This is a genomic window from Devosia sp. UYZn731 (genome assembly GCF_040546795.1).
Classification (GTDB): Bacteria; Pseudomonadota; Alphaproteobacteria; order Rhizobiales; family Devosiaceae; genus Devosia.
Genome location: NZ_JBEPOL010000003.1, coordinates 504,225 through 521,585 on the forward strand (window position 1 = coordinate 504,225; position 17,361 = coordinate 521,585).

Sequence of the window (17,361 nt, forward strand, 5' to 3'; positions counted from 1 at the left end):
GCGACCGCAGAGAGCAGCACAAGACTTGCTTCACTCCTTGCAGCCGCTGATCGATGGCCCTAGCCAAGCTGCAAACTCGACAATGCTATCCTAACAAAGTTGACGCCATAGAGATGAAAGGTCCGGTCAAAGCCCCTGCAGATTCATTAGCACCGCGCCGGCAATGCCAAGGCCGATCAGAACCAGATGGGTAATCTGCGTGGCTTCCTGGCGGATGTAATAGGCGAACCAGGCGCCGCCAAGCAGCATGATCAGGCTCATGGTAATGAAGCCGCAGAGCGCAAGATTTGCCCAGACCACGGCGGAGGCGGCGTCCGAGCCGCCCAGCAGAATGCCGACATGAATGATGGCGGCAGTTGCCAGCAGCAGGGCTACTGCAGCCTCCACCAGCACGATAATGCTGAAGATCAGTCGATGCCAGGCAGCGCTTTTGACGCGACGGGACAGGAGTGGCGAAACAATCGCCGGTTCCTGGTTGAAGAGCTGCATGCCCATCAGCGCGCCAATTGAAAACACGCCGTTTCGGAAGGCAGTGACATTGTTGAGAACGACTATGGCAAGCCAGAGCGCGAGGCCGGATAGTAGGACAGTCTTGAGGAGGACAAGCGAGATCAGTTGGGTCACTTCGATACCATCACGTCAAAAGTTGAAAGAGCGCGGAGCTTTGTCCAACGGCCACAGGTCGGTTCTGCTGGGCTCCACGCTCAACTGACGATCCGGCGGGGTTGTTTGTGACGCCGGGCATGGATTTTCTGCGGGTGCCGCGCCTGTCTTTTTTCGGCGATGGCATGTCACAAATGGCGGCGCCGGATCGTCGTAGGGGCAGAAGCACGATCTGATAGGGAGGTAGCCTGATGATAGGGACGGATAGAAATAGCGAGGGGGCCGAGCTTTTCGAGAGTTCGCGGCGGACTTTGCAGGGGCTGGCCTATCGGATTCTCGGATCGCGCAGCGACGCCGAGGATGCGGTGCAGGATACTTTCCTCAAATGGCAGGCGGCGGAACGCGGCGCCATCGATAAGCCGGCGGCGTGGCTGACGACCATCTGTACGCGGCGGTGCCTCGACCTGTTGCGCGCCGCGCATCGCACGCGGGTCAACTATGTCGGCACCTGGCTGCCCGAGCCACTGCACACCCCGGTCAATGACGATGTGGAGACGAGTATGGACCTCGCGGCAACGCTGAGCACGGCGTTTATGCTGATGCTGGAACGGCTCACGCCCAAGGAGCGGGCGGCATATCTGCTGTATGAGGTGTTCGATCAGTCCTATGCCGAAGTCGCGTCTGCGCTCGGCCTCGCCGAGACCACCTGTCGCAAGCTAGTGTCGCGGGCCAAGGCCAATATCGATCAGGGTAAGGTGCGCCATAGCACGCCGCTCGAACGGCAGAACGAGCTGCTGGCAGCGTTCCACGCTGCGCTGACCGGGAATGGCGCGGCGGCACTGACGGCATTGCTGGCCGATGATATCCAGCTGCGAGCCGATGGCGGCGGCAAGGTGACGACGGTCAGCGCCACACTGCAGGGCAAGGCCGACGTGGTGCCGTTCCTCATCGACAAGCTGCGGCTGTATTGGGCGAACTTCGAGTGGAGCGCGGCCGATCTCAACGGCGGCCGGGCGTTTATTTTGCGCGACGGCGACGCGGTCGTGGCAACCGTCACCTTTGCCTTCGATAACAACGGCCAGGCGACTGACATCTTCATCGTACGCAATCCCGACAAGCTTTCGATCCTGCAGCGTGCGTCGGCATTCTAAGTCCGGCGCCAATCGGCACCTGCACTTCGCTCACAACCTCAAGGACGCAAAATGTCTGCACAAGACAGTACTAGCCCTTTGCCCAAATCCGGCGACTGGGGCGATCTCTTCACCGGTAATAACGGAATCTTCTCCATCGCCTTGGGCGGCAGCGTCGCCCTCCACGCGCTGAACATCTACATCGCCACCACCATAATGCCCTCGGCGATCCGCGAGATCAGCGGGCTCGACTACTACGCTTGGACCACGACGCTGTTCGTCGTCGCCTCCATTTTGGGTGCGGCACTCTCGGCCAGTCTGATGGTGCGGGCCGGCGCGCGCGGCGCCTACACAATTGCTGCACTGATCTTCGGCATAGGCACGCTTTGCTGTGCCCTGGCGCCAACGATGCCGATAATGCTGTTTGGCCGCCTGGTTCAGGGCCTGGGCGGAGGATTCCTTTATGCTCTCGCCTATGGCGTCATCCGACTGATCTTTCCCGAGCAGCTGTGGGGACGGGCTATCGGACTCATTTCGGCGACCTGGGGCATAGCCACGTTGATCGGGCCGGCTATCGGTGGAATTTTTGCCGAGATCGACGCTTGGCGTATGGCATTCTGGTCGCTCATCCCATTCGCCGTGCTGTTTGCAGGCATGGCATTCGTCACGCTGCCCAAGCGCGGCACCGACACCGACAAACCCACGCGACTGCCTTTGATGCAACTGCTGCTGCTTTCGGCGGCCACGCTTGCGCTTTCCCTTGGCAGCCTGGCCAAAACCCCGATCTGGAGCCTTGTCAGCGCCGGCGGCGCCATCGTCGTGATCGCGCTACTGCTCGCCGTCGAACTGCGCGCCCAAACGCGCATTGTGCCCAAGAACACGTTTGCCCGGGGTTCCAGGCTGGGTCAGCTCTATGGCGCCATCGCGCTCCTCGTCATCGGCATGCAGCCGGAAATCTTTGTGCCGTATCTGCTGCAGGTGCTGCATGGCCAATCACCGTTGATCGCCGGCTATCTCGCCGCGCTGATGGCGATCGGCTGGACCCTCGGCTCGATTAGCAGCGGCAACTGGCAAGGCGCAGCCGCGAGCCGTGTCTTCGTTTTAGGCCCGGCTCTGGGCTTGGCCGGTCTTTGCCTGTTGGCCATCTTCCTGCCGAAGCAGTCTGCTGGCGACTGGATGGTGCTTGGCCCCATCTGTCTCGGTCTCATTGCCGTAGGCTTCGGCATTGGCATGGCCTGGCCGCATCTGGTGACGGCGGTGTTCCAGAGCGCGCCCGTCGCCGAGCAGGAATTGGCCGCTGGCGCGGTAACCACGGTTCAGCTCTTCGCAACCGCCCTCGGCGCCGCAGCGGCTGGCACCATCGCCAACCTCGCCGGCATTGCCAACCCAGGTGGCGTCGATGGGGCCGCTAATGCGGCACTGTGGCTGTTTGCAACCTTCGCCGTCGCGCCGCTATTCGGCATCCTCATCGCGAAAAGGGCGACGTGAAGCGGCTTGACTTTGTGTTCTATGCCCTCGCCGACGGCAAATACCAGGAAGTGGCGCTCTAGGCCGATCCATGTGGCTTCGGGTGAATTGCCCGGAGCCAGCCATGGCCGCTCCTCGCGCACACGGCCATCACAGACTCTAATGGGCTGGATGCTCCCAGGTGGGATGCCATAAAGCAAACGCTGTGCTGAGTGGACCGGCGGAGATTTCGGCCGACATGACCGGGCCATATGGGCAAACCGCTGATAGTCTTTTCAACAGACGACGCGCTGGCGCTGCAGCCGACACGATGGATATTCGGCGGCGAGACCTCGAGACCCGTGATATCGCGGGCGCCAGCGACATATTGAGGGCATCTGCCGAGCTGCACCACGGTCGACTATTCGCACAGCTAGGTGCGTCGCATTTCATAGCTGATAATGCCCATTGCGGACCGGCGAGTCGCGATTTTAGTGCACGCTCTCATACACTAGACTAGAGAAAATCTTTCTCATGGAGGTCTGCCCAGGACCGAGCGGTCATTGCTGGGCGTCAAATCAGCATTTCAACGGTATCGGCTACGCGCTTAGGCAAATGCGCGAACGAAGCCGCCAGGCCTGCAATCGACTGTCCACAAAGGCGGCATTGCCCAACGCCCGCGTCAGTTCGATACGGGCGACGTCTGGCGCCAATTCTTTCCATTCTATCGTCCGCCTGATGGCATCGCCAATGCTGCGCAGGAGGTTATATGGGTAATCGCTTCCGGACCGGTCAGCAGGTGTTTATGGTTGTGACGACCCTCTGAAGTGCACGCGACCCGCAAGGTTAGCAATGTCTTTCTCTTATCGGGGGGTGAAAACGAGCCGTTGACGGGGAACTGACTGATTTAGGATTTGCTCGCCCCCAACTGCGTATCGGGTCTTATGCGTCTGCAGCCAAAATTCGTCGAGCGCGTCAATGGCGGCGGCCCGGCATGGCAGATAGGTGATGCCGGACCCATCACCTCTAGATTCGCAGTTAGCGCATCCACAAAATATTCACTGATGGCTCAAAGCTGAGCCATCAGAATGTCACAGAGTGCCTCCGGTCGCTCCCTTGCAATATTGTGCCCACAGTCAAGGGAGTAAGTCGACCATGCGGCATCCGCTATTAGGTTTTCATAAAGGTCGAGAAATGGGCTCCCTTCCCATCCGTGAGCACCGATGAAGGTCTTTTGTGGCACGTCGCGCCAACGCCCGCTTAGAGCAATAGCTTGGAGAAACGTCCCGATTGGATGCGGTCGGCATCGCACGTCCATGGTTGGTGACGGTAAACAATTTAGTCCATCCGCCCTGGTACCAGCGATGAACGCGTCGCGAAACCGAGGAGTAGTCAACGACCAAACGGAGTCGCCGTTAGTCGGCACATAAGCGTCCACGTAGACTAGCGCTTTGATACTGGATGGTAAGGTGTCTGCGGCGCCACTCAGCACCATCCCTCCGTAAGAGTGTCCGACAACGACTGGATCGTCGGCGGACGCTTTTACAGCGTCGACAAGCTCGCCAATATGAAGGTCAAGATTAGCCTTGGGCGCCGGGGTGTCGCCGAGCCCTGAAAGGGTCAGCTGCAGCGCTTGATGCCCGTTATCAGTAAGGATCTTGGCCACCTTGTCGAAGGCCCAACCACCCTGCCAGCCGCCCGGCACTAAAATATACGTTGCCATGTCATCAATCCATTCTTATGTGCCTTAGCCCTGTGGCTTGCCCACTATTGCCAGTGAAGCTCCGATTACGCACAGCCCGACGCACAAACTGAACAACGACATATAACCAAATAACTGCCCGCATATTCCGGTGCTGATCGCCGAAAACAGAAGTCCGACACTTCCGCTGTTTCCAAACAGTGCACTGGCCATACCCGGCCGGCCGGGCAAAAATCCTTGCAGGTGAGCCAGCCCGACGATGCTAATAATGGCTATGCCGATAGCACGGGGTATTTGAGCCACGTAAATACTCGGTAGAGTCGGCCATAGTGCCGGAAGCACAAAACACATTGCGAAGAACAGAAAGCCAATGGCCAACCAACGTTTTTCGGCGCGGCGAACGGGTCGAATTACAAAGAGACCCATCACGAACACTTCAAGGATGGCGCACACGCTGGTCAATATGCCGACATCTACCTCAGAACCCAACTGCTGGGCGACCACGATCGTCATGGCGTTAGAACCGGTAAACATTGCCGCGTGAAACGCCACGAGTGCGCCTACCGCGGGAGCTGCCGAGAAAAAAACCTTCGGCGTCAGCAACTGCCGATTGCTGGGGATCGGCACGACGCGGATACGGCTCAACAACACTACTGTAAGCGCTAGGCCAGCAAGAATTGCTGCCCCTAGGTAGATTGTATCGAGACGCCAATAGGCAACTAGGCCCACCCCTATAGCGGGCCCAACGGCCCAACTAAACGAATTGCCCATTCTGAGAGCTGCCATTCCCCGCGCGGCCGTCTGCTCATCACTTCCATCCAGATAGCTTTTGGCCATCGCGGACAACAAAGCGAATGAAGCGGAACTCACGCCAAATAGCAGAGCGCCATTTAGCAGCAGCATCCACGTCTCGGTTGCCACCGCGCAGATCGCGAATGCGACTATCTTGGCCAGCAGGGAAACTATTAATGGCCAAGTCACCCGCGTCCGGTCATGCAAATGACCGAAGATGGTTGTTCCGATGATGCCGGAGATCGCCGATACGGCAATGAAGGAGCCTAGTTCCAGTGGCGCCATGCCGATTTTATCTACGGCAAGTATGGCCATATAGCTGACCGCCATTGCTTCTGCGAGCATGGCGAGAATGATAGTCAACAATACTGGTGTAAAAAATGGAACGCGTAAAAATGCGACGGCCGAGCCATCGCTATGACGGAAGGTTAGCAAAAGTCTCTCCATACAAATGAAGGACGAGCAACCTAAATCGTGGAAAACTCGTCCGAAAAATCGGGCGAGGTTCTCTGGCTAACGGTCTGACGTTTTACGTCACCGAATGCCGGCACCCCGCTGAGGAAGGGGACCGGCCAAACGGGAGACAAAAGGTATATTATCCTTTGGAAGCATGCTCGGCTATTGCCACAGGAATTATCGCGCGTCAATACGTTGATAGCTCAGGCGTAGGTATGGCCGTCGTAGGCTCTGCTGCCGGCCAATTTGTCTCCCGGCCCTGCATTGCGGCGGTGAGCGCGGCGACTGCATCACGTCTCGATTTCCCAGCACCTGCTGAACACGGCCTTCAAGAAGGGCAAGTTCGGCTACGCGACATCGATGGGTGCAACGCTGGCGGTCATCACGCTGGTCTTCGCAGCGCTGGTGTTCTTCGTATTCTGGTGGACTGGTCGTCCGCCCAAGACGGTTAAGGTGAGCGCTACGGCCGATCCTGTCGTGCGGGTGGCTCCTGTCGTTCAGGTCGCGCATGTCGCGACGCCGGCAAAGGCTGCGGTCCCGTTCAAGCGCGCGGTGACGCGCGCAACCATCTGGACGGACACGACCGTCGCCACGATTTCGCAGATCGTCCTGATCGTCTGGGTTCTCGTCATCTGCGCCCCATTGTTGTGGGTGCTGATGAGCTCGTTCAAGACGACCTCGCAAATCTTCCAGTCGCCCCTCACGCTGCCCACCAGCTTCAACTTCGACAACTACGTTTCGGCCTGGACCTCGGCGAGCATCGGCACCTATTTCGTCAACACGGTCATCGTCGTTGGCTGCGCGCTCGTCATCGTCATGCTGCTCGGCTCGATGTGTGCCTATTACCTGGCGCGCTACGAGTTCAAGGGCAGCAAGGTGATCTATTACCTGATGCTGGCCGGCCTGACATTCCCGGTCTTTCTAGCCGTCGTGCCGTTGTTCCAGACGCTCAAGGGCTTTGGCCTGCTGAACACCTTTCCCGGCCTGATCATCACCTATGTGGCCTTCGCGCTGCCATTCACGGTGTTCTTCCTGTTCGCCTTCTTCAAGACACTGCCGCAAGAGGTCGCCGAGGCGGCCATGATTGATGGCGCAGGCCCGTGGCGCATCTTTTTCACCATCATGCTGCCCATGGCCAAGCCGGGGATCGCGTCGGTGGCGATCTTCAACTTCCTCGGGCTGTGGAACCAGTTCCTGCTGCCGATCGCGCTCAATACCAATTCCAACAATTACGTACTGTCGCAGGGCATGGCGTCGTTCGCATCGCAGGCCGGTTATGCCGTGAACTTCGGCTCCCTGTTCGCGGCGGTGGTGATCACGGTGCTGCCGGTGCTCGTCACCTACATCATCTTCCAGCGCCAGTTGCAGGGCTCAGTGTCACCCGGGCTGCTGAAATAGCCTCTCAGCGATCTGCACGTGTCAAGGTCGTCGACGTAGCACTGCCTGAAATCTGAAGGCCTGATGGTGCGTCAGGCTCTTCCAATCAAGCTCGAGAAAGTAGCTGATCACATCGGCAGTGCGTCCATTGCGCAGCTTGGCCAAGCCTCGGCCGAGTTGCTCGACGGCGTCCATGTCCAGTCGGCTCGGCAGGGTGCCATCGGCGATTGAAGCGAGAAGATGGTCCTGAGTAATAGCCAGCGCCGCCATAGGTATCTCCCGCGTCAGAATCAGGGGCTTGTGCTGCACTAAACAATCTGCCGGGACGCGGCATCCTTGAAGAAAGCGCACTTGACCTACAGCGATAGCTGAACCCGCGGCGCGCACGCCGCGAGCCGGTAGTCGTTCGGTGCGTCTTCGATTGGACGGAGCACGGGCATTGACCTGTCGGATCTTGGGGAAGGACCCACTTGATGACAATGTTGCTATCAGCAATGTAAGTCACATTGGGTGCGAGCAATCACAATCAATTCAGTCGTTGTTCAGTCTCGGGATTCATCGAAATTAATAGCGCCAACCGAACAATTCGATCGCGCCTATATTCTGCATGCTTCCCGCCCAACAAGAACAATGCCAAGCGAATAGCGCGACGCTTGTCGTCCCCTCGCCGATAATAATCACGGCAAGACGTCAATCATCAGGGCCCTCGTGTCGCGGGCCGAGGGCCGCCTATAAGCCCTCGCATCCCCACAAGTCCGAGCGGCGACTGGTGACGCCATGGGGCCGGGTTGTCGACGCCTATGTGTTTGGACGTTCATTCCAAAAGCTCAATTCCAGCAATTAGGCGATACTCAGAGTGCCTCGGTTCCGGCGATAACGGCTTGGAGTTGACGGATGATCTTGCCCATTTGACCTGATGCGAGCAGGCCTGGGCCGAGAGGGCCTGACCGGTCCTCGCCAACTGGAGGGAGTGACCGAAGCGCGACCCGGACGTCTGCCGCCATATTTGCGAATTGCCAGCGAAGCTCGCCCTCGGCAGCTTTCGGTGGGTCTAGAGCCGCAAGGCTTGCGGCTTTGACAGCATATGCTGCCGCACCGAGCGCATGTGCGCCCATGTGGCAGACAGCCGAGGCCTGTCCGGCGGCCCTTGCTGCTGCGGCAGCGGCAAGAGACGTCGCATTAGAAGCGGCGCTGCCACCCCCAAACCGACGGCGTATTTCTGAAGCAGTGTCCAGTTCTCCGCGAGCAAACGCCCACGTTCGAGCAATGGCGTCACGAGGGCGGTCATCATTGGGGCATTCAGCTTCAAACAACGGCAGTACGCGCTCGGCGCACGCTGCTGCCCACTCAGCGACCAAGCGCCGGTCGGCTTGGCTTAGCGTCTGTACTGAAAGTGTCATTTGCCTCCATCCTGTGGTGCATTGGTGAAACTGACATAGTGGGGCAGCTTACAGTATCACGCCGCCAAATCCAGACAGGCTCCTACCCCTTTGCTGACCGGCTGCTAGTAACCAATCAGGAGGGGGTAAGCGTCGCTGGCTCATCGCTGTTAACTCAGCCGATAGGCGCATGGCGATAGTCTTCGTAGCTGTGATTACGGCCGGCATTGTATGGCCAAACGTGCGTGCTGGATTAAACCTCATTGCGCAGGTGTGGGCGCAGGGCCGGACAGGCTTTTCTTGTACTGCACCGGCGTTGCCCCCAGCACTGTCCGAAAGTCGGTGATGAAGTGCTGCTGGCTGGAATAGCCCAGATCGTAAGCGATGCCGACCCAGTTGGGTTCTTCGCTGTCCCGGATCTGCTCGGCCGCCAGCAGCAAGCGCTTGCGTTGCAATAGCCATTTGAGGTTGATCCCCAGATAGTCGCGAAATACCTGCTGCAGCCAGCGCTCGCTCTTGCCATAGGCTGCGGCCACTGCTGCCACCGTAGTCAGCTCCTCGTCGGTCTCGACCTCACCGATGATCTCGTTGATCAAACCAATGGTCTCGTCCGGCCCCGGTAGCTTGCTCCGGATCAGCGCTTGCAACTCGGTTATCGCCGCCTCGTCATCCAGCGCTAGTATCGCCGCTATGCCCGGCGCATCGGCCCAGGCGAAAACCTGCGTCAGCGGCACCACCTTGTCCTGTAGGTCGGCCATCTCGCCGCGCCAGAACGCATGGAATGCCCCTGGCCGGAAGCGCAGGCCGATGATCCGCCCGCTGCCCGCCGCCGAATAGGTGCGCTTGCCGCGAAACGTGCCCTGGATGCCCGATTCCTGCGCCGACAGGAACACATCGACGTAAGGCCGGTGCATCACCTCGCTGGAGTCATAATGCCCCTTCGAGCTGTCCCAGCGGATCACCCAGAAATGCACGATGAACGGCGCGAGGTCCGTCGGCGCCGGCTCCATCCGGAATTGCACATGTCGCTCGAATCCCGCCGGATCGAGCCTGCCACGCGGCTCGTATGCCTCTGCGGGTTTTTGAAATACGGACTTGGAGGGATGCGTCATTGTGGTGTCATCAACAGGGAAAGGAACTACCAAATGACCAACAACAAGCACTTTCTGCGCGGCATGGCCACCGTCAACTACTTCGCCGATGACATGATCGCTGCGCGCGACTGGTATGCCGAGCTTTTCGGCGTCGAAGCCTACTTCCAGATGCCCAGCCGCGAAAACCCGGCCTATGTCGAATTCCGCATCGGCGACGACGAAGACGAGTTCGGCATTATTGATCGCCGCTATGCGCCCGAAGGCATGCAGGCCGGCCCCGGTGGCTCCATTCTGCTCTGGCACGTCGACAATCTCGAAGCCGCCTTCGCCCGCCTGATCGCGCTCGGGGCCAAGGAATATGACCCGATCACCAAGCGCGGCGAAACCGGGTTTGCCACCGCCTCGGTCGTCGATCCCTTCGGCAACGTCCTAGGCATCATGTACAACCCCCATTACGTCGCCCTGCAGAACGCCCGCGCCGCCGCCGAGGCCGCCTGATCCCGCTCACCCGCCCGCGCCTTCTCCCAAGGCGCGGGCGGCTGCCCGACCAACAGAGCAACAGCCATGCCATCGTTCAATGTCGACCCCGCCAAGACCCACGAATTTGCTACGCAGGACGCCTTCTATAGCTGGTTGGCGCTCAACCGCACCGAAGACGAAGTCTGGATCAAGATCCACAAGGTCAAATCCGGCCTCCTCTCGATCAATCCCGCCCAGGCCATCGAGGTCGCCCTCTGCTGGGGTTGGATCGACGCGATCCGCAAGGGCCTCGACGAGACCAGCTTTCTCCAGCGCTATACCCATCGTGGGCGCAGGAGCACCTGGAGCCGGATCAATGTCGGTACCGTCGCGCGCTTGATTGCCGAGGGTCGCATGACCGAACATGGCCTCGCCCAGGTTGATGCCGCCAAGGCCGATGGTCGCTGGGCACGCGCCTATGCCAGCGGCAAGGACATGAAAATCCCCGATGATCTGCAAGTGGCAATCGACGCAAATCCAGCCGCCCGGCAGATGCTTGGGCGTCTCACCGAGCAAAACCGTTTTGCGCTGGCATTCCAAACCCATAACATGAAAACCGAGGCCGGCCGCCAGCGCAAGATCGCCAGCTTCGTCGCCATGCTTGCCTTGGGCCGCACGGTTTATCCGCAGGCTAGTAAGACATCACCGTAGAATTTGCGTTCCGAACCTGCTTTTGACCCCCTTTCGAGGAGACGAAGCCGAAAGTGCGCATGTCAGGGACCCCCCACTCGTTCAACTGCCGGCGCTTTGAATAAGGCTTTTTGCCAGGTTTGAAATTCTATCGATTACTCGCGCCGCCGCCAGGGTCGGTGCCTTTGTTCCGACGACAATGTAGAACCTTCGAGGCAGAGCATGGTCGGGCATGGTCACTGGCACGAGCGCCAGGGCTTCAGACATCCTCAATCCATAAGGCTTGCGCAGCAACGCGATACCCAGACCCTGTGCAGCGGCCTGAAGGGTGAGATCATAGGCTTGAAACGTTCGGTCTTGACCCCGATGCGCATAGGATACCCCTGAAAGTCCCAGCCAATGCGTCCAGTCAGACGATGCGGCATCGTGAAGAAGCGGCCAGCTCAAGAGCTCTTGCGGATCGGACGTTTCTCTGAGTGTTTCAGCGATTGCACGGCAGGCTACGGGGACAGCTAACTCTTCGAACATGGGAACTGATCTGACATTAGGCCAGTCACCCAATCCATACCGGATGGCGATGCGCGCCTCCGATAGTGCCATGAAGTCATTGTCGATCTCAGGCTCAATTCGCAGGTCGGGAGGCGTGCCTTCCAATCGCGCCATGTGAGGAAACAGCCACATTCTCGCGAATGAAGGGACAATGCCCAAGCGAACCACATCGAGGGCCTGAGCATCTTTGCGCAGGCTTCGGCCATCTTTAAGAAGGGCAATGGCATGCTCGATATGGGCGATGAGAGCGTGTCCCGCTTCGGTCGGCTTCACGCCTCGTCCGTGACGCTCGAATATGGGGTATCCGGCCCAGGCTTCAACGGCGGCCACCCTTCGACTCACGGCGCCGTGGGTCAACTCAAGGCCGGCGGCAGCTCCGGAAAACGATCCGTGTTTGCCAGACTCGATGATCGCTTCCAACGCTTCGATCGGCGGGAGTTGCAGCATGTGATAATTCCGCACATCTGATTATCTTTTAACTGGATATGACACACATTGTGAATGTGGGACACATCCTGCCATGTCAACAATACCCAGCACGTCAGTCCGCCCGACCTCCTCGCTTCCAGCTTTTGCTGTTGCCGGAACGGTTGTGAGTTGGGCTGCTTCTTTCCCTGCGATTGGCTTGGCACTGGGAAACATGGACCCACTACCCATGGCGTCCGTCAGGTTTGCCCTGGCGGCGGTAATCTCAATATCCTGGCTGCTCTGGCGACGACCAGCGTTGCCTGCCCGCGGGGATATCGCTGTTCTAGTTGTCTGCGGCGTCTTAGGTATTGCAGTCTACAACGTCCTGTTAAATCTGGGGCAGAAGAGTGTCTCTCCGGGCGCCGCGAGTTTCATCATCAATTGCCAGCCGATCTTGATGGCGATCCTCGCGGTCGTGTTTCTTAGGGAAACCTTCAATCGCTGGAGCTGGCTTGGTGCAGTGCTTGGTTTTGCGGGGCTTTCAGTCGTTGCCTGGGGTCAGCCCGGAGGCCTGCACTTCGGCGCGGGTTCCAGCCTGATTTTTGGCGCCGCCTTTGCCACGGCGATATTCTCAGTCTTACAACGACCGCTGCTTGCCCGGATCGAGCCACTTTCGGTGGCGTCTATGGTTCTGACCATCGGCGCTCTGGCACTGTTACCCTGGCTGCCTGCAGGGATAGCTCAGTTTTCGGCAGCAGGAGTACCTGCGAAATCTGCGGTATTATTCCTCGCAATCGCACCGGCCGCGATTGGCCAGATGTGCTGGAGCTATGCAATCAGGCATTATGGAGCGGCGCGAGCCGGTCAATTTCTGTATCTCATCCCGCCGCTCGCAACATTGTTGACATGGGTTCTGCTTGGCGATGTGCCCGCTTTAACCACGATTGCCGGCGGCCTGATCGCGAGCTGGGTGTTTTCATTGTGAACAAATGGGGTCGACGCTAGGCGCGCCGCTCACGTCCTTAAGCTACTTCCCACCAGCGGCTTGTTAGCCCCAAAACGGATCAAAAACATGTATGGTCAAAAGCCCAAATCGGTATGGGCTAGCCACGTTTTGTGGGTTGGTGCGATCGTTGCAGCAATCGTTGAGCTACTGACGCGCCTTATGTCTGCGCCCGCCGGGCTCTGGATGGCGCTGAGCGAAGGCGCGACGGAAGTTACGGTGCGCTGCACGGCGTATGCCGTGCTGCTTTCGCTTAGCCTTTTGATGCTCAGTGGCCGCTCTTGGTCCCGATGGGCACTTCTAGTCATCTTTGGCGGGCTGGGGACGCTGTCTCTAGTTGTAGAGCCGGTTCAATGGCTGCTCGAAGGCGGCTCAATCTCCCATTTTATCGCCACGGCCGACATTAGCATCTGGGTAATAACCGTCAGCCGTGTCGCCCATGTTGCCTGCGTTTGGGCGGCTGTCATCGCGATGTTTGGACCCGATACAGCAGACTATTTTGTGGGCCCCCAGAAGAGCTCTGCCTAGGCCCTCTCGCCCGATCGTCATTGATTGGGCGCACAAGACCGATGCCGGCTAAGTGGCGGTGACAGGACTATCGGAACTATATGCAAATCAAAGGCCGCTGAGGCCACCTTGAAAATCTCTTCAGTCGCAAATTAATGGTTCCCGCATTTTGGCGCGACTCGAAACTAAAAATGACGGAAGACGAAATTGCGGACACTTCTGCAGATAGTGCTATCAAGGGTTCGGCGCGTAGGTGGTGACCATGTGAATATCAATTTCATCAATCGTCATCTGTTACGTGATCTCGGGCTTGAGGACTTTTCGCTCGACCAGTCTCATCCGGAAACAACACCTGACTCGCTGCAAGAAAAACATCTAAACAATAGTGTTCGATAGTGAAAAGCATTAATAAAGACTGAAATAAATTCAGGAAGCGGTGTATAAAAGCTGGATCAATGCTTGAAATTAGTTAAGTCATTAATGCTGCTGATCAGCGTCTGGGCGTGTATCGGTTGGACCGCAGAGCGTCTCGATGCTGATCAGTTTTGCATAGGTCAACGGACGTCGCGTTGTTCGAGCGGAAAGGGGACGTCTTGGAATATTTTTTTTACAGCCGCGACAAACCCGGCACTCTCGTAGAGCGCATGCGGGTGGTAGAGTCCCATTGGGCATTCATGGACAACTACGCCGAGGGCATGATTGCCCGTGGGCCGACACTGACCAGTGATGGCGTCATCCCAACCGGCAGCATGCATATAGTAGATTTGCAGGACGCCGCGGCGGCACGCGTATTCGCGTTTGAAGAGCCGACTTTTCGGGCCGGAGTCTTCGCGGACGTTATGGTCAGGCGCTGGCACAACGTTATCGGTCGCAAGATGTGGGATTTTCGAAGCACCGCCCACGCCAATCACCGCTTCCTCATTATTGCGCACGGCAGATTTGGTTCCAACACCACAGACGCGCTGAAGAAGTCCTTTGACGGTTACGTACTTGAAAATCACTACCAGGGACGCCTGATTCTCGGCGGGCCGCTCTTAACGGATGACGGGCAGAACTGGCTCGGTACTGCCATGTTGGTTGAACTACCGTCGCGCATGAAGGTCGAGGTGCTGCAGACCGAGGACCCCTACAATCAAGCCGACCTCTATCAAGAGATAGAAATCCATCGATGGCGCTTCGGCGGACGGCCAGACGAGGACAGGTAACGCCGGAATTACCCGCTTCGCGCCCGCGAGACGGCTGGATGCTCGGCGCGCGCCAGCCGCAAAAACCGTTTATGAAGCAGGTTGCCGTAAACAGCTGTTGTGAGGCTGCGCTTCGGCGGCGCTGCCTTGGTGAGGAACGGCGACTGACTAATTGCCGAATATGAGATGCCGAAAAAAACGCAGATCACTGGAGGCTCAAGCCATTTCCAATGATGTCTAGAAGCGAACGCCTGCTTGCCTTGCTTCAGTCACTCCGCACTCGGCGACAGCCGACGAGCGCCGCTACTTTGGCTGCTGAATTCGGTATTTCCGAACGCACAATTTATCGGGATATCAGTTCGCTTGTGGGGCAAGGCGCGGCAATTGAAGGCGCACCAGGTCTCGGGTACGTGCTGCGACCCGGTTTCTTTCTTCCTCCATTGATGTTTGATGATGTTGAGGCCAGCGCCGTCCTGCTTGGGTTGCGCTTCGTCATGCGACGCGGCGACCCTGCATTGACGACCGCTGCGCGCCGCGCTGCCTCTAAGATTGCAGCAATTCTACCGGAGACGGTCGAGCGTCGCGTGCGCATCAACGGCTTGGTCGTAGCGCCATCGGAAGGAAGCGCCTCGCACCCATTGAGTGAAGTCCGGGACGCTATAGAATCGGAACGCAAGCTTCGCATCCGGTACCTTGACGCTGCCGGGGCCGTCACTGAGCGAACCATCTGGCCTATCGCGCTGGGCTTTTTTGATAGCGCTGAAGTGCTGGCAGCCTGGTGCGAACTCCGGGGCGACTTTCGGCACTTTCGCCTGGACCGGATTTCGACCTTTTCTCTACTCGACGATCGCGTACCCACGCCGCGTCGGCTCCTGCTGGCTGAATGGGGCAAAATCGAGAGCGGTGTGGAGCTTTGACCCTGACGGAAACTGACAGAGGGCCGGTGTAGGCTGACCTCTGAAAGGAGAATCTACATGTACATAATTATGGGTGGCACGGGACACGTGGGTGGTGCGGCAGCTAGCTTTTTGCTGGACCGGGGAGAACAAGTAACCATTATAACGAGAAACGCATCCCGAGCTGGAGCTTGGGCGCGTCGTGGCGCCGTGCTTGCCGAAGTCGATGTTCACGACGTCACGGCGTTGCGCCGGGTGTTTCAGACCGGTAAACGGGCGTTTCTCTTGAATCCCCCGGCCGATCCTGCGACCGACACTGATGTCGAAGAGCGCGCCACGGTAGCATCTATAGTTGCAGCGCTTGATGGATCGGGTTTGGAAAAAGTGGTCGCGGAATCGACCTATGGGGCGCAGCCTGGTGAGCGGTGCGGTGACCTCAATGTCTTGTACGAGCTGGAGGAGGGCCTTCTTGCCCAACCCATCCCTGCAGCGATCATCAGGGCCGCCTATTACTTCAGCAATTGGGATGCGATGTTGGAACTCGCTCGCAGCGACGGCAAGATCGCCACTATGTATCCGCCGCACCTGAAGATTCCAATGGTCGCGCCGATCGATCTTGGAAAGGTGGCAGGTGAACTTCTAATGGCGCCGCTGGAAGAGATCGGCACGCACTATGTAGAAGGGCCTGAACCTTATTCCTCGGCTGATGTCGCGCAGGCATTCGCCGATGCGCTGGGCCGCGAGGTTTCGCTCTCGATCGCCCCGCGCGAGAGTTGGGTGGATGAATTCAAAAAACTAGGGTTCTCCGATCCGGCCGCGCAATCCTATGCTCGCATGACCGGCGTTACCTTCGATGGCGATTATGATATGCCGCAAAATCCGATACGCGGATCAGTGCGACTGCAGGATTTCATGCGCGAACCCGCGGGTTAGACTGAATTAGTCGGCATTGGCGCTCGAAGTCGATGCCGACGCTTTTAACTGGCCTGTCTTGCACTTGCTTAATTATGCCCAAAATCGGCGCGACGCCGCCTTACACGAGGCCTTCAGAGGCATCCTTATGAGGGGCGGCGCACATCGCGATGGCCAATCCGCCGCGCCCGAACCGGAAATGCTATGAAGTCGCAATAATGTCATGAAAGCGGGCCAGGCTGCCAGACTGTTTGAAACTGGGTGAGGAGAACCGGTATGACTTCCGCGGTCCGTCTCGACAGGCCATTTTTGTCAGTGCCCATGATCAACTTGTTTTGGACGGCGATTCTGGGCTGTTCGGCATGGTCGGAAGAGCCACCTGTTTTGCCACCCGAGGCCGCGGGCATCACCCAGCCCGCAGAATATTCGTTTGGCTCGGTAACCCAGGCGGCGGACTGGCGCGCAACGGTCACGGTGCTCGACCAATTGGAAAGCCGGTTCGGCGAGAAGTCCATCCGGATACTCCCCCGAAATCTCGACGTGCGGATCACCCCCCAGGCCATTAAGGCCCACTACTCCGATCGTCTCAGCCAGGAACCGAGCTGGACAGAGATTCCCCTCGCGTCCTTTGGGCCTGCCAACAGTGCATGGGCTTTTGCGCTTGTCAGTTCGAACGGAAACTGGGTTTTTGCCGTCGAGGCGCTGGAAGCATCGGAAAGTTCCGGCGGAATCGTGCCCCTTAACATTCTAACAAATATAAGGAATTAACGGGTC

The 17,361-nt window shown here is 58.4% G+C and carries 18 protein-coding genes; 11 read left to right on the forward strand and 7 right to left on the reverse strand.

Annotation, left to right across the window (positions count from 1 at the left end):
- Positions 1-126 precede the first annotated feature (126 nt).
- Positions 127-624, reverse strand: a complete 498-nt coding sequence (locus ABIB57_RS10340) for a DUF2165 family protein (RefSeq protein WP_354040534.1) — start codon at positions 622-624, stop codon at positions 127-129.
- Positions 625-854: 230 nt separating this feature from the next.
- Between ABIB57_RS10340 and sigJ the strand changes: the two genes are divergently transcribed.
- Both sigJ and ABIB57_RS10350 read left to right on the forward strand, forming a co-directional pair.
- Positions 855-1,754: an RNA polymerase sigma factor SigJ gene (sigJ, locus tag ABIB57_RS10345; RefSeq protein WP_354040535.1), complete on the forward strand. Its 900-nt coding sequence runs from the start codon at positions 855-857 to the stop codon at positions 1,752-1,754.
- Between the two features lie 51 nt (positions 1,755-1,805).
- The gene (locus ABIB57_RS10350) at positions 1,806-3,221 is read left to right on the forward strand and encodes an MFS transporter (RefSeq protein ID WP_354040536.1); all 1,416 of its coding nucleotides are present in this window, start codon (positions 1,806-1,808) and stop codon (positions 3,219-3,221) included.
- 1,027 nt (positions 3,222-4,248) lie between these two features.
- Here ABIB57_RS10350 and ABIB57_RS10355 read toward each other — a convergent pair.
- Together ABIB57_RS10355 and ABIB57_RS10360 are read right to left on the reverse strand one after the other, a co-directional pair.
- A complete protein-coding gene (locus tag ABIB57_RS10355) occupies positions 4,249-4,902 on the reverse strand; it encodes an alpha/beta fold hydrolase (protein ID WP_354040537.1) in 654 nt (217 codons plus the stop codon).
- Positions 4,903-4,926: 24 nt separating this feature from the next.
- Entirely contained in the window at positions 4,927-6,108 is a 1,182-nt protein-coding gene (locus ABIB57_RS10360) for an MFS transporter (RefSeq protein ID WP_354040538.1), read from the reverse strand.
- A gap of 381 nt (positions 6,109-6,489) precedes the next feature.
- Here ABIB57_RS10360 and ABIB57_RS10365 point away from each other — a divergent pair, with 381 nt between their 5' ends.
- A complete protein-coding gene (locus tag ABIB57_RS10365; RefSeq protein WP_354040540.1) occupies positions 6,490-7,527 on the forward strand; it encodes a carbohydrate ABC transporter permease in 1,038 nt (345 codons plus the stop codon).
- A 21-nt stretch (positions 7,528-7,548) separates the two neighbouring features.
- Here the strand turns inward: ABIB57_RS10365 and ABIB57_RS10370 are convergent, their stop codons facing one another.
- The 3 genes from ABIB57_RS10370 to ABIB57_RS10380 form a co-directional block, all read right to left on the reverse strand.
- Positions 7,549-7,776, reverse strand: coding sequence for a hypothetical protein (locus ABIB57_RS10370; RefSeq protein WP_354040542.1), 228 nt, complete (start codon positions 7,774-7,776; stop codon positions 7,549-7,551).
- A gap of 581 nt (positions 7,777-8,357) precedes the next feature.
- Positions 8,358-8,906 carry a putative immunity protein gene (locus ABIB57_RS10375; RefSeq protein WP_354040544.1) on the reverse strand — a complete coding sequence of 183 codons (549 nt, stop codon included), beginning with the start codon at positions 8,904-8,906 and terminating at the stop codon, positions 8,358-8,360.
- Positions 8,907-9,145: 239 nt separating this feature from the next.
- Complete coding sequence (locus ABIB57_RS10380; RefSeq protein WP_354040546.1) at positions 9,146-9,997, reverse strand: helix-turn-helix domain-containing protein; 852 nt, start codon at positions 9,995-9,997, stop codon at positions 9,146-9,148.
- Between the two features lie 33 nt (positions 9,998-10,030).
- Here ABIB57_RS10380 and ABIB57_RS10385 point away from each other — a divergent pair, with 33 nt between their 5' ends.
- Entirely contained in the window at positions 10,031-10,477 is a 447-nt protein-coding gene (locus ABIB57_RS10385) for a VOC family protein (protein ID WP_354040548.1), read from the forward strand.
- Positions 10,478-10,543: 66 nt separating this feature from the next.
- Entirely contained in the window at positions 10,544-11,149 is a 606-nt protein-coding gene (locus ABIB57_RS10390; protein WP_354040550.1) for a YdeI/OmpD-associated family protein, read from the forward strand.
- Between the two features lie 81 nt (positions 11,150-11,230).
- Here ABIB57_RS10390 and ABIB57_RS10395 read toward each other — a convergent pair whose 3' ends face one another.
- The gene (locus ABIB57_RS10395) at positions 11,231-12,124 is read right to left on the reverse strand and encodes a LysR substrate-binding domain-containing protein (protein WP_354040552.1); all 894 of its coding nucleotides are present in this window, start codon (positions 12,122-12,124) and stop codon (positions 11,231-11,233) included.
- 73 nt (positions 12,125-12,197) lie between these two features.
- On the opposite strand from ABIB57_RS10395, the gene ABIB57_RS10400 reads away from it, so the two are divergent.
- The 6 genes from ABIB57_RS10400 to ABIB57_RS10425 all read left to right on the forward strand — a co-directional run bounded on the left by ABIB57_RS10400 (position 12,198) and on the right by ABIB57_RS10425 (position 17,355).
- Positions 12,198-13,070 (forward strand): DMT family transporter, encoded by an 873-nt coding sequence (locus tag ABIB57_RS10400; protein WP_354040554.1) that lies wholly within the window; start codon positions 12,198-12,200, stop codon positions 13,068-13,070.
- An 87-nt stretch (positions 13,071-13,157) separates the two neighbouring features.
- The gene (locus tag ABIB57_RS10405) at positions 13,158-13,616 is read left to right on the forward strand and encodes a hypothetical protein (protein WP_354040556.1); all 459 of its coding nucleotides are present in this window, start codon (positions 13,158-13,160) and stop codon (positions 13,614-13,616) included.
- 572 nt (positions 13,617-14,188) lie between these two features.
- The gene (locus ABIB57_RS10410; protein WP_354040558.1) at positions 14,189-14,800 is read left to right on the forward strand and encodes a YciI family protein; all 612 of its coding nucleotides are present in this window, start codon (positions 14,189-14,191) and stop codon (positions 14,798-14,800) included.
- Positions 14,801-15,012: 212 nt separating this feature from the next.
- Positions 15,013-15,696 carry a helix-turn-helix transcriptional regulator gene (locus ABIB57_RS10415; RefSeq protein WP_354040615.1) on the forward strand — a complete coding sequence of 228 codons (684 nt, stop codon included), beginning with the start codon at positions 15,013-15,015 and terminating at the stop codon, positions 15,694-15,696.
- A gap of 57 nt (positions 15,697-15,753) precedes the next feature.
- A complete protein-coding gene (locus ABIB57_RS10420) occupies positions 15,754-16,608 on the forward strand; it encodes an NmrA family NAD(P)-binding protein (RefSeq protein ID WP_354040560.1) in 855 nt (284 codons plus the stop codon).
- 255 nt (positions 16,609-16,863) lie between these two features.
- Positions 16,864-17,355, forward strand: a complete 492-nt coding sequence (locus ABIB57_RS10425) for a hypothetical protein (RefSeq protein WP_502914366.1) — start codon at positions 16,864-16,866, stop codon at positions 17,353-17,355.
- Positions 17,356-17,361: the final 6 nt, after the last annotated feature.

Bases quoted from the DNA above. Each gene is read 5' to 3' on its own strand.
- ABIB57_RS10425 (WP_502914366.1), top strand. From the start codon at position 16,864: ATGACTTCCGCGGTCCGTCTCGACAGGCCATTTTTGTCAGTGCCCATG.
- ABIB57_RS10420 (WP_354040560.1), top strand. From the start codon at position 15,754: ATGTACATAATTATGGGTGGCACGGGACACGTGGGTGGTGCGGCAGCT.
- ABIB57_RS10400 (WP_354040554.1), top strand. From the start codon at position 12,198: ATGTCAACAATACCCAGCACGTCAGTCCGCCCGACCTCCTCGCTTCCA.
- ABIB57_RS10390 (WP_354040550.1), top strand. From the start codon at position 10,544: ATGCCATCGTTCAATGTCGACCCCGCCAAGACCCACGAATTTGCTACG.
- ABIB57_RS10395 (WP_354040552.1), bottom strand. From the start codon at position 12,124: ATGCTGCAACTCCCGCCGATCGAAGCGTTGGAAGCGATCATCGAGTCT.
- ABIB57_RS10350 (WP_354040536.1), top strand. From the start codon at position 1,806: ATGTCTGCACAAGACAGTACTAGCCCTTTGCCCAAATCCGGCGACTGG.
- ABIB57_RS10385 (WP_354040548.1), top strand. From the start codon at position 10,031: ATGACCAACAACAAGCACTTTCTGCGCGGCATGGCCACCGTCAACTAC.
- ABIB57_RS10380 (WP_354040546.1), bottom strand. From the start codon at position 9,997: ATGACGCATCCCTCCAAGTCCGTATTTCAAAAACCCGCAGAGGCATAC.
- ABIB57_RS10415 (WP_354040615.1), top strand. From the start codon at position 15,013: ATGTCTAGAAGCGAACGCCTGCTTGCCTTGCTTCAGTCACTCCGCACT.
- ABIB57_RS10370 (WP_354040542.1), bottom strand. From the start codon at position 7,776: ATGGCGGCGCTGGCTATTACTCAGGACCATCTTCTCGCTTCAATCGCC.
- sigJ (WP_354040535.1), top strand. From the start codon at position 855: ATGATAGGGACGGATAGAAATAGCGAGGGGGCCGAGCTTTTCGAGAGT.
- ABIB57_RS10405 (WP_354040556.1), top strand. From the start codon at position 13,158: ATGTATGGTCAAAAGCCCAAATCGGTATGGGCTAGCCACGTTTTGTGG.
- ABIB57_RS10375 (WP_354040544.1), bottom strand. From the start codon at position 8,906: ATGACACTTTCAGTACAGACGCTAAGCCAAGCCGACCGGCGCTTGGTC.
- ABIB57_RS10355 (WP_354040537.1), bottom strand. From the start codon at position 4,902: ATGGCAACGTATATTTTAGTGCCGGGCGGCTGGCAGGGTGGTTGGGCC.
- ABIB57_RS10365 (WP_354040540.1), top strand. From the start codon at position 6,490: ATGGGTGCAACGCTGGCGGTCATCACGCTGGTCTTCGCAGCGCTGGTG.